This window comes from Shewanella aegiceratis (assembly GCF_019457495.1).
Taxonomy (GTDB): domain Bacteria; phylum Pseudomonadota; class Gammaproteobacteria; order Enterobacterales; family Shewanellaceae; genus Shewanella; species Shewanella loihica.
This window is the reverse complement of record NZ_CP080416.1, coordinates 3561568-3573009: the sequence shown is the minus strand read 5'-3', so window position 1 is coordinate 3573009 and position 11442 is coordinate 3561568. Positions and strand designations below refer to the sequence as shown.

The 11442-nt window shown below is 53.2% G+C and carries 10 protein-coding genes; 5 read left to right on the top strand and 5 right to left on the bottom strand.

The window, feature by feature from the left end; all coding sequences use genetic code 11:
* Window positions 1–57 precede the first annotated feature (57 nt).
* Window positions 58–306, bottom strand: coding sequence for a DUF3297 family protein (locus K0H80_RS15605; protein ID WP_011866839.1), 249 nt, complete (start codon window positions 304–306; stop codon window positions 58–60).
* Window positions 307–496: 190 nt separating this feature from the next.
* On the opposite strand from K0H80_RS15605, the gene K0H80_RS15600 reads away from it, so the two are divergent.
* Window positions 497–883, top strand: coding sequence for a ribosome recycling factor family protein (locus K0H80_RS15600; RefSeq protein ID WP_220072173.1), 387 nt, complete (start codon window positions 497–499; stop codon window positions 881–883).
* A gap of 78 nt (window positions 884–961) precedes the next feature.
* Here K0H80_RS15600 and K0H80_RS15595 read toward each other — a convergent pair whose 3' ends face one another.
* Window positions 962–1891: a hypothetical protein gene (locus K0H80_RS15595; protein WP_220072172.1), complete on the bottom strand. Its 930-nt coding sequence runs from the start codon at window positions 1889–1891 to the stop codon at window positions 962–964.
* Window positions 1884–3599 (bottom strand): hypothetical protein, encoded by a 1716-nt coding sequence (locus K0H80_RS15590; protein WP_220072171.1) that lies wholly within the window; start codon window positions 3597–3599, stop codon window positions 1884–1886. The genes K0H80_RS15595 and K0H80_RS15590 overlap by 8 nt, the downstream gene beginning before the upstream one ends.
* 608 nt (window positions 3600–4207) lie before the next feature.
* On the opposite strand from K0H80_RS15590, the gene K0H80_RS15585 reads away from it, so the two are divergent.
* The 4 genes from K0H80_RS15585 to K0H80_RS15570 all read left to right on the top strand — a co-directional run bounded on the left by K0H80_RS15585 (window position 4208) and on the right by K0H80_RS15570 (window position 9510).
* Complete coding sequence (locus K0H80_RS15585) at window positions 4208–4780, top strand: SOS response-associated peptidase (protein WP_220072170.1); 573 nt, start codon at window positions 4208–4210, stop codon at window positions 4778–4780.
* A 131-nt stretch (window positions 4781–4911) separates the two neighbouring features.
* Window positions 4912–5196: a hypothetical protein gene (locus K0H80_RS15580; RefSeq protein ID WP_220072169.1), complete on the top strand. Its 285-nt coding sequence runs from the start codon at window positions 4912–4914 to the stop codon at window positions 5194–5196.
* Between the two features lie 334 nt (window positions 5197–5530).
* Entirely contained in the window at window positions 5531–7099 is a 1569-nt protein-coding gene (locus K0H80_RS15575; protein WP_220072168.1) for a sensor domain-containing diguanylate cyclase, read from the top strand.
* Window positions 7100–7323: 224 nt separating this feature from the next.
* The gene (locus K0H80_RS15570) at window positions 7324–9510 is read left to right on the top strand and encodes an OsmC domain/YcaO domain-containing protein (protein ID WP_220072167.1); all 2187 of its coding nucleotides are present in this window, start codon (window positions 7324–7326) and stop codon (window positions 9508–9510) included.
* A gap of 95 nt (window positions 9511–9605) precedes the next feature.
* Here K0H80_RS15570 and K0H80_RS15565 read toward each other — a convergent pair whose 3' ends face one another.
* Both K0H80_RS15565 and K0H80_RS15560 read right to left on the bottom strand, forming a co-directional pair.
* Complete coding sequence (locus K0H80_RS15565; RefSeq protein ID WP_220072166.1) at window positions 9606–10091, bottom strand: hypothetical protein; 486 nt, start codon at window positions 10089–10091, stop codon at window positions 9606–9608.
* A 156-nt stretch (window positions 10092–10247) separates the two neighbouring features.
* A complete protein-coding gene (locus tag K0H80_RS15560; protein WP_220072165.1) occupies window positions 10248–11441 on the bottom strand; it encodes a trypsin-like serine peptidase in 1194 nt (397 codons plus the stop codon).
* Between the last annotated feature and the right edge of the window lies 1 nt (window position 11442).

The following is an 11442-nucleotide window of genomic DNA, read 5'->3' as shown; positions in this document are numbered from 1 at the left end:
GAAAAAGGGAAGCCTGAGCTTCCCTTTAGTGTCGCGGCTTTATCTAAGCTTGTCGCTTTATTTATAGAAAGCTTCGATGGTGCCTTTGACTGTCATCATCAGCGGTTGGCCGTGACGGTCTAGGGCTTTAGGGCTAGGGATCTTCACCCAGCCTTCACTGATGCAATACTCTTCGACGTTGAAGCGCTCTTTGCCGTTAACGAGAATGCCGATGTCGTGCTCGAAGTAGTCGGCCACATGGTGTGGGCTACGTGGATTGACAGATAGGCGATCGGGCAATGCAGGTAGTGATTTAGTGTCAGTCATAGTGGTTATCTTCATCAAAAAAGTTGTGCGCTATTGTAGGCAATAGTGCTGGTGGGCTCAAGAAATAACAGGTGGCAGGCGAAACCGCGAGAAGCAGGGTTGAGCGTTCGCCTTGAGTTTTTGTGTCTGGGCTGGAAAAATGGCCTGCCTGTTTACTATCGCCGCCCCATACCTTGAGGATTTTGTCGCCATGAATGAAGCGATCGTCATCGCCTTACCTTCGCTGATCCACCGTATCGGCCGGGAGCAGGTGACTCAGGCGCAGACCCTGGCGGTGGAATTTGGCTGCGGCCTGAAGCGGGTGCGGCGTTCGCGCAACTGGCAACTGACTGGCGGTGCTGTGGATGTGCAATCCTTTACCCTGGCGCTTAAGCGGTGTCAGCCGGCGATGGCGCCCTATCTGATCGCTAAGCTCGAGGCGGGTCTGTTGCTGCATGCCGATAAGCTAGAACCCTTGCCTGTCAAGTTGGTGCGCCTGATCCGCGAGACCCCGGGCATCACCCTAGGGGAGCTGATGGAGCAGACCAAGTGCACCATTATCGAGGCGCGCCAGGCCAGGTTCGATGCCGATAGCTAAGGAAAGTTTTTAATTTAGAAACAAGGGGGTAGCCTATTTGGCTATCCCCTTTGTGGTTATGGACTAGACTAAAAGGCGCTAGGCGCTCAGTCTGCGCCAGGCGCCGCCCATCAGGGTGAAAATGAAGGTGAACAGCTTGTAGGTGAGCCAACAGAAAAAGATAAAGCCACCGATCATCAGCACCCAGACCATCACCTCTACCGTGGTCGAAGGCTTCTTCTTGGCCTTGTCTGTCGCTTTTTCTGTTTTCTCATCTGCCTGCTCGTTGGCGGCGGTTTGACTGCTTTGCTCTGGCTCTGAGGCCTTAGTGCTTGCCTTGCCATCATCTGCGCTGCTGGTGTCGGCTGTGACCACCTTGCCATCGATCGATTGCAGGATGACGCCGAATTGGTTCTGGTTGTGGTCCAGCCTGACCTTGAGGTTGCGGGTCTTATAGCCCTTGTCGCTGACCTCTAGCTGGTAGTCACCGGCGGCCAGTGGCATGCCGAACTCATATTTGGGACCTATGTTCATCACCCTGACTTTGGCCGTGGTTGGCTGGGTCACTATCTCCAGCGGGAAGCTCTTACGACCCTTCTCCCAGAAGGTGAGGGTCGCAATGTTGCGGCGCTTGGCCTGAACATAGACTTTGCGGGTGATGGCCTGCTTCTTCTTGTCCTTAGGGCTGGCCTTGAGCCAATAGGTGCCGGGTGCCAGATAGGCGCGGCGGCTGATTGCTATCCCGCTGCCATTGGCCTGGCGCGACAGGGTTGCCTTGTCGAGATCTGGGTTGCGGCCCAGGTCCAGCAGGCCGGCATTCTGGTTGGTGCTCACCAGTTGATATTGATTAGCCTCCACCTGTGCGATCAGGTGTGACAGCCCCGGCAGCTGAGCCAGTTCACCGGCGAAGGCCTCGAAGATGCCATCTTCAATCTTATCTTTGATCTTCTGTTTCAGATCGGCGTGGGCGACCTCGGGGGCGAGGATCAGTAGCAGCGCCGCACAGCAAGGTAAAATCCATTTATTCATCTGAACCTCCGATGATCTGTAGCAGTCCTGCGGCCAGTTCTGGGGCGGCATCGCCCAGTAGGTCGATGATCATCAATACTGTATCGGTATCACCGTGGTTGACGATATAGTCGCGGATCATGGCATCGACCATCTCTTTGTTTTGCTTGTAAAGCTCCTCACCGCTGCTCTTGATCAACTCATCGAGCGCCTCGCCTCTGAGGGCATCTTCGAGCTTCTGGGCTAGTTGGTTCGAAGTCTCCGTCTGGCGTTTGACCTCAAATGCGGTCTGATTATTAAACTCGATCGTATGATCGTTAATCTGCGCCTCCTTGATGCCCATCATCTGGGCAAACAGGGAGCTGATGTTGGAGAGGGCGACCACGTCGAAGATATTTTTTTCGATCTCCGCTTTTTCCGGCATCTTCTGTTTGCTGGGTCGGCTAACGTTACAGATGTTGGCATCTGGGAAGCATTTATATTCTCCCTTGGCCGCCTCGACGCCGTCTATCACTAGACGCCATTCGAAGACCAGGCCAAAGACCAGCCAGAGAATATTACCGCCGGAATATTGGGTATCTCCCATGGTAATGGTCTCGTGCCTGAGTTCGCCAGTCCATACGCCGGATGAGCGTTTACCGTTTTGTTCGTTGAGGGACTGCATGTAAGTGAACTCCAGGCTGACTTCAGGTTGTTTAAACCCTATGTCGCTATGTGGAGTGAACTGCACCAGCTCGTCGCCAAGGAAGCGCTTCTTGCCCTGGTTCAGCACGCTGGCGAGCTGTTTCTCGATGATTCTGCCGGCAACCTGGGGCTCGGGGTAGGTGAAGCGCAGGTGCTCCGGCGTCTTGAGCAGCTGAGCCTCGAAGGCATCGGGCTCGGCCTTCTGCTCGGCGCGCGCCTTGCGATTGGCGTAGTAACGCTGCATAAAATACTGCGGGTCTAAGCCGCTCCAGCCGCCGACGAGCAAATTAATGTCTATGTCGCTAACCGGTTTGGTGCAGCTCATGTGTGTGGCTTTAACGCTGATCTGTGAATGACCCGTCTTGATCACCTTATGCAGCATGTCGAGGAACTCGGCATTGAGTCCTCGCTCGGCCCAGCCCTTGCGGTACATCTCGAGTTTCAGGCGCCCACGCTGATCGATCGACTGCATGGCGACATCCGCCTTCTTGATAAAGCCGTTGCAGTGGGCTCGTCTGAGGGGATTGCTGCGTGCCCAGGTTAAGAAGTCGCGGTAGCCGGCCTTGGTGTCTGTGCTGACGGCCTCCTGCCAGCGCTTATCGGTATGGCGGTGGCGAGACAGATAAGCGGTGAGCCAGACGAGCAGCAGCAAGGTGCCTAAGAATTTGCTTAGTCCCTGAAAGCGCGGCGCGTAGGGGAACTGCTGGCTGAGGGATTTCTCTGTGGCCTTGCTCATGGGGAAGCTGGTTTGATAATCCAGCGACAGCAGCACAGGCTTGGCCAGTGCCTTGATGGGTAGCAGGCGGTTCTCTTCCCAGGCAAACACGGTTTGTACCTTGCTCTTGTAGGTAAAGGTCTTGTCTGTGTAGATCTGATATTTCACCGAGCCGAAGGCGATCACCACAAACCAGGCGGCGGCGCCTATCATCAGGTAGCGGGCGAGTCGTCTTAGCTTGAGTCGCCAAATCGAGTCGGGTTTAGACTTGCTGAGCTTGCGAATAAACATCCATGCCACAAAACAGCCAAGAATGATCAGTTTTATCATTATCTCTTCCGTGTCCGAGCTGAGGTGTCATGGCGCGAGTTGGACTGAGTGATAGATTCGATGCGCCACGAACAGGGGTTACTTTTGTTAAAAACTATACCTATAGCCGCGGCGAAAAGAAACCTAAGCATTAGCCTAAGTGTGTGATTAATCACAGAAGATTAACATTGCTGTCATTAAGGACTCGGCTTGGTGGCCAGTATTGCCGAACGAATGCAGGGGGGCTGCAAAGAGGCAATGAGGAAGGAAATGATGAAGCTTCTGAGGATGGTTTTAAGGATAGGAGTAGGGTGGGTTAGAAGATTATCTGCCCGCCACATCCTGAGTCAGAACCTTTCGCTGAAAGGGCAATGGCAAAGCAGATTTTCTCTTGATGTTAAGAGAGGCGTTAAGAGCGCTGCTAAGATCAGTGTCAAGAGAAGAGCTGTGTTAAGAGCGCTGCTAAGATTCAGTATCAAGAGCCTAGTCCAAAGCGAGATTGGACAGCGCCGCGTGAGTGTTTTAGCTTGAAGCCTATCTTTTATGCTCCTTAGGGCAAGCCAATCATTTGGCTCGACTCAAGTTGGGGATAAACCGGCTGAAAGCATTTGGTGAAGAGGGAACAGATTATGTGTGGTCGACTCAATGTGATAAGCGATCCCCTGTGCGACTGGGTGTCGGGTCAGCTGGGGATCAAGTTTCATCGCGAGACCAATAACGACCTCAGGCCCACCCAGCAGCTTGGGACCATAGCGCTGGACGGCCGCGCGCTGCAGCAGGTGGATGCCAGCTGGGGGATTAAGCCTGATTGGGCCAAGCGGCTGCTGATCAATGCCCAGGCCGAGACGGTGAGGCAGAAACGTACCTTCGCCCAGGCCTTTGCCCAACATAGGGCTGTGGTGCCCTGTAGCGGTTGGTATGAGTGGCAGCAGGCAGGCGGCGCCAAGCAGAAGTATCTGTTTCAAGGCCATGACGGACAGCCGCTCTTGATGGCGGGGATCCTCTATCCTCAGATTGATGGCACCCATGCTCTGGTAACCCTTACCACCAAGCCGATAGCCAGCTGCGCGCCCTATCATCATCGCATGCCGCTGCTTATTGAGCCCCAGGCGCTGGATTTCTGGTTTCACTCACAGCCCCATGAGCTGGACGCGCTGCTGACTGCGCCGGAAATCTCGCTCGCCATTACTCCCTGCATGTAAGCGTCAGTCTCTGCTTTGGTCCCTTCGATTATGCGCAGCACTCACCTAGGCTTTGATCTCCGTCATGGCTTGGCGGTTAATAAGTGGTCAGTATATTAGGCAGTTTAGATATGTAGTTACAGGAGGCTGGGGTGACAGAGGAAAAGGAGGCGGATGCTAAGCTGATTCGGCTGCTCAAGACCTGTATCGTCATTGGGCTCTGCCTGATTTTGCTGGGGATCTATCTGCATAACTTTAGTGAAACCATGGAGGCCATGGGAGTGACCGGCATTATCATCAGCGCCGTTTGTGTGGCCTTCGGCATGGTACTCTCCTTGCCGACCAAGATGTATCTCACCTTTATCCTGGTTAAGCGCGAAGCTCAGGTTAACAGCGAAGCTATGGTTAAGCCCGAAGCAGAGAAACAGCAAGATTAGTCGGCCTGTCCTCGCTCGATTGTTATAGCTCGACAGTCATAGCTCAAAAGTCATAGCTTGTCTGACCGCCTCTACTATATTTGCCTGTGGAGTCGTTGCCTGGGGAGTCGTTATCCGTTTGAGCCTTGTATTTAGGCGCCTTGTATTTTGGGCCTTTAGGGCGGTCCGCTCAGTTGCCCTATGCTTATGTATAATTAGCAGATGCTGAATTAAAGGGTCAGTTTTTAGAACAAGGTTAAGGTTTTGAATGACAAGGTAATTTATACTGTGTCGGAATTAGGCCTGCTCGGCTGGCCATCTTAATGAATCTGGATGAGTAAAACATAGCGCCGTTATGGATAGAGATGCCCCTCAGGAAGTTAACCTGACCTACGCTAAATACAAGAAGAGCATGGTGTATTCACTGCTGCTCCTGCTGTTCCTGTCTGCCGTACTGGCAATTGTCTATCTGATGTCCAGCGGCAACATCTCCCGCGAGCGAGAGATGCGCCAATATGCCGAGCTTGGCAATATGCAGGCGAGTCTGCTGGCCGAGCTCAATATCGTCGGCACTGATCTAGCCTATTACGCTCACAGCGAGTTGGCGGTGTCGACCCTGGAGGAGAAAGACCCTAAGGCTAAGGGGTACCTCACCTCGTTGATGTTCCAAATTGGCAATCTTTATAAACATTACGATCAGCTCCGCCTGCTCAATGACAGGGGCGACGAGGTGATCCGCATCGATCAGCAGCGGGATAATAGCCTCCAACTGGTGCCGGACGAGGCGTTGCAGAATAAGGCCGACCGCTACTATTTTCGCGAGCTTGCCGGACTCAAGCCCGAAGAGATCTATGCCTCGCCGTTCGATCTCAACGTGGAGCACGGTGAGGTGGAGCAGCCCCTCAAGCCCACCATACGTTTCGCCACGCCCATCTACAGTAAGGCGGGGGATTTTATCGGCGCCGGGGTGATCAACTACAAGGGTAAAGACCTTTTGCAGATCATCGACGATCTGAATGTGCATGAGGGTGACAGGGTCTATCTGCTGAATCACAAAGGTTTCTATCTCAAGGGAGAGCAGGCCGACAAGGAGTGGCGTTTCATGTTCCCCGAACGTGAACAGCTGGGCTTTGATAGCGAGTATCCAACTGCCTGGCGCCAGATGCAAAAGGCGGAGCTGGGCAAGGTGGTGACGGACGATGGCGAGTACTATTTCAGTCGCTTCAAGTTGGCGCCCCATTCGCTGTTTAACATAGTGAATAGGGAGAGCGCCTACCTGGTGATGTTTGTGCCCGAGAGCACCATTCAGGCCGCGCAGCAGAACCTCAACAACAGCGCCCTGTTCGCCTTCTTGTTGGTGTCGCCCATGTTTATCTTCCTGGCCTACAAGCTGGCCGGTTCTCAGATAGAGCAGCAGCGCCTGTTTAGTAAGCTTACCTTCGATGCCCGTCACGATGCCCTGACCGGCCTGTATAACCGCAGCGCCATCATAGAGTATCTGGGCAAGAGCATCAGCCGCAGCCGACGTCAAAAGGCGCAGCTGGCGGTGAGCTTTATCGACGTGAATGATCTGAAGAAGACCAATGATCTGCACGGTCATGAGGCGGGAGACGATCTGCTCAAGGGCGTGGCCAGCGTGATCAACATGTCGATCCGCGACGGTGACTTTGCCGCCCGCATCGGCGGCGATGAGTTTCTCATCGTCTTCGTGGACTGTGATGGTAGCTGCGCCAGCGAGATTATGGAGCGGATCCAGGCCGCCTATGGCGTCATGGGGCTTGGCAAGACTGGCAAGGAGTGGAGCCTGAGCTTCGGCTGCACCCAGCTGCTGCACGAGACCGACGATGTGGACAGCATCATAGAGCGAGCCGACAGCCTGATGTATGAACACAAGACGGGGCAGAAGAACCAGCTGCTGCCTTAATCCGCTCTAGTCATCTGTTTCTCTTATTTGATCTATTCTCTAAATTAACCACCGGCGCGGCGCCGCTTCTTCGTCGCCCTGGTGGTTAATTCGGCCCATTTGGCCTTTTTCGGTAATTAACCCAAGACTAATGGGGCAAAAACACCGATAATTCCCCTCAATTGTCTCATTTTCAAATAAAGCATGCTGGCCCAAGGGCTTTGGTGCGCAGTGGAAACCACCCCATGGAAATCAAAGTTAATTTTCTCGATAACCTCAGACTCGAAGCCAAATTCGACGATTTTACCGTCACCGCCGATCAGCCCATCCGCTACAAGGGTGACGGCTCGGCGCCTAGCCCCTTTGATTATTTCCTGGCGTCGTCGGCCCTGTGCGCGGCCTATTTCGTAAAGGTCTACTGTAAGGCGCGCGATATCTCGACCGATAATATTCGTCTGTCTCAGAACAATATCGTCGACCCGGAAGATCGCTATAACCAGATCTTCCAGATCCAGGTCGAGCTGCCCGACGATATCTCGGACAAAGATCGCGAGGGGATCCTGCGCTCCATCGACCGTTGTACAGTGAAGAAGGTGGTGCAGACAGGCCCAGAATTTAAGATTGAGACGGTAGAAAACCTGGACGCCGATGCCAACGCCATGTTGATGGGCCAGCCTGAAGGCGACAGCAGCACCTATATTCTGGGTAAAGATCTGCCGCTTGAGCAGACTATCGCCAACATGACGGAGATCCTGGCTGGACTCGGGATGAAGATAGAGATCTCCTCCTGGCGCAACATAGTGCCCAACGTCTGGTCGCTGCATATTCGTGACGCGGCCTCGCCCATGTGCTTCACCAATGGTAAGGGCGCGAGCAAGGAGAGCGCCCTCTGTTCGGCCCTGGGCGAGTTTATCGAGCGTCTGAACTGTAACTTTTTCTACAACGATCAGTTCTTCGGCCTGGATATCGCAAACAGCGAGTTTGTGCACTACCCCAACGAGAAGTGGTTCGCCCTCACCGATGACGACTCGCTGCCTGAAGGCATGCTGGATGACTACAGCCTGGAGATCTATAACCCGGATGGCGAGCTTTGCGGCTCGCACCTGATCGATACCAACTCGGGCAATATTGAGCGCGGTATCTGTACCATCCCCTACAAGCGCCGCTCGGACGGTGAGACCGTCTATTTCCCTTCGAATCTGATTGAGAACCTGTTCCTCAGTAACGGTATGAGTGCGGGCAACAACCTGCAGGAGGCCGAGGTACAGTGTTTGTCGGAGATCTTCGAGCGCGCGGTGAAGCGTCAGATCATCGAGCAGGAGATAGTGCTGCCGGACGTGCCTATGGCCGTGCTGGAGAAGTACCCTAGTATTCTTGCCGGTATCAAGGGACTCGAGGAGCAAGGCTTCCCCGTGGTGGTGAGAGACGCTTCCCTGGGCGGTCAGTTCCCGGTGATGTGTGTGACCCTGATGAATCCTAAGACTGGCGGCGTGTTCGCTTCCTTCGGTGCGCACCCAAGCTTCGAGGTGGCGCTGGAGCGCAGCCTGACCGAGCTTTTGCAGGGCCGTAGCTTCGAGGGTCTTAACGATGTGCCTAAGCCGACCTTTAACAGCATGGCGGTGAGCGAGCCGGAGAACTTCGTCGAGCACTTTATCGACTCGACCGGGGTGATCTCCTGGCGCTTCTTCAGTAACAAGGCGGACTATGAGTTCTGCGAGTGGGACTTCTCCGGCACCAACGAGGAGGAGGCCAAGGGGCTGTTCGGCATCCTGGAAAGCCTGGGCAAAGAGGTCTATGTCGCCGAGTTTGAAGAACTTGGCGCGTCTGCCTGCCGCATCCTGGTGCCTGATTACTCTGAGGTTTATCCGGTGGACGACCTCATCTGGGACAACACCAACAAGGCGCTGGACTATCGTGAAGATATCCTCAACCTGCACAGACTGAGCGATGATGAGCTTGCCGATCTGGTCAATCGTCTGGAAGAGAGTCAACTGGATAACTACACGGATATCCGTACCCTGATCGGCATCGTCTTCGACGAAAACACCGTCTGGGGACAGCTAACCATTATCGAGCTGAAGATCCTCATCTATCTGGCGTTGGGCGCACACGAAGAGGCGCTGGAGCTGGTGGAAGACTTCTTGCAGTTCAACGACAACACGGTGCAGCGTGGCCTCTTCTACCAGGCGATGAGCGCGGTACTCGAGGTAACTCTGGATGAAGAGCTCGAGCTTGAACACTTCATCGGTAACTTTACCCGCATGTTTGGTGAAGAGGTGATGGCTCAGGTGGTAGGTTCGGTGAACGGCGAGGTGCGCTTCTCAGGCCTTACCGAGACCAGCATGGCGCTGGAAGGGATAGAGCCGCACCTGCGTCTTATCGAGAGCTACAAGAAGTTGCATCAGGCCCGTAAAATTAAAGCCGGCCTTTAGTCTTTAATACTGTGAGTTACAGATAGTGAGTTAAAAAAGCGAGCCTTGGCGCTCGCTTTTTTGTGCTCGATTTTTCGTGGCTGTTAGCCGAGTGGTTAGCCGTTAGCCTTGGCGCAGGCGGCTGCCTTTTGCTGCTGCACCTCTGGGCTTTTGTCTTGCATCGCCTTGAGGATCAACTCATTACAGCGTTTCTGCGCCCGTTGCTGCTCGCTGCGCAAGCTTGGCTCGCCTATGTGGGCGATCATCGGCTTATAGCTGAGGGAGGCGTTACAGTACATGGTCGACAGGCGTCTGCCGTGCTGATTGAGATCGTCACGCCTGGAGAGCTGCTGACACAGACTGCTGAACATGCGCTTGGCCTTGCGGGTGCAGTAGGCATATTGAGTGACGTCTTGTTTGATGTCGGCGCAGACGCTCTGATCCCGGATACGCCACAGCTGATGTTGAAAGCCGATGGCCGTGTCTTCATACACCAGACGCTGGCTGACAAGGCGGGTATTGGCGGCATCTTCATAGCTGGCGACAATGTTGCTGCTGACCATTTCTAGATAGGCGGCAAACAGCTGGGAGATAGGGTCCATGACTCGTCCTTAAGTGGTTAACCTTAGCCATTTCCTTGCTAAGGGCTTTTGTGATCAGATACTTGGCCTATGCATTAGGCGGCGATATTTTACGCGATTTTGCGTTTAGGTGCCAGCGCCGAGAGCACTGCAAATGTATCCTTAATAGGTTTTGGCTTACAAACAATGCACTCTAAGGAAATAGTCACCATAGAATAAGCCGCCATTGTCGTTGAGGTATGGGACGGCACGTTGTTTAAAAAAGTAAGTTTCTCCATTGATCAAGAATGCTTTATCTCTACCGACGTTGTAGGGAGTGTTATTCTTATCGCGAATATTGCTGTACCAGGTTCGACTGTTTATGGCATTAAATAGGGCTGATCTATTTATTGGGATGGTACGTTTTATGACTCCCCAATCATCCCTGCCCTCGGGTTGGTGATAGGCCTGAGCAATGATCTCTCTATCACAGCGGTTTTCGATATGGATATAGACTTTCTTCGTGGTTTTGAATGCCACTTGCTCAAACTGAGTGACCTTATCGGGATGCCGAGCAATGATTTGCTCTATGTCTTGAATCACCTCATTTGAAAAGAGTACCGCTTCACCAATATGACCGTTCTCTTTGGCGCTTGATAAGACCCCGATTAATCTATGCCTCCTGGTTTTGGGATCTTTCATCATCATGCCTGCACCACTTGCGCCTGGGGCAACACGGCAATTGGATTGACCTATGAGTGAGCTTGTTTTCTTTAGCTCACAATCTTGATACCAAAGTGTGTTTTCTGCTTTATCCGAGGGGTAGCTCAAAAGGCTCACGGGAAGATGATGGGCTTCAGTGGAAATTGCGCTTTCACTTATTGGCTTCACATAGCCAAAGCGCTTACCAAGCCCTTGTCCTGTATTAGGATTAATGACTTTTAAGATAGCGAGATCGCTAGTGTGAGTATTACGATTCAGTGATACCAAACCATTGGGAAACTGTTGAACCTCCTTGTAGTCCTCCTTAATGTACTGCTTGTGTATCCACCCCTCCTCGATAAATACCCTAGAGCGTTTTTGTTGCCCCTCACCGAGGAATTGAGGGAAAAATTCAACACTCATGGCTGGGGTTGCCCCCAAGTGGTCGAATACGCAATGGGCTGAAGTCATTAAGTATTGCTCAGCGATCAGAATAGCCGTGCAGAGGGAGCGGGTGTCTGTGGTCAGTCGGTTTTTGATGACCACCAAATTGCCGACACTTTCGGCAGGCACTATCTGACCGATTTGCGTGACCTGTACGCGCGAGTCTTGGTCAGAAAACTCAAATGCATGACAGTGAGATGTTATCAATACAGCCAGTAAAAGCAGTGTCTTGGGGATAAAGTCCATT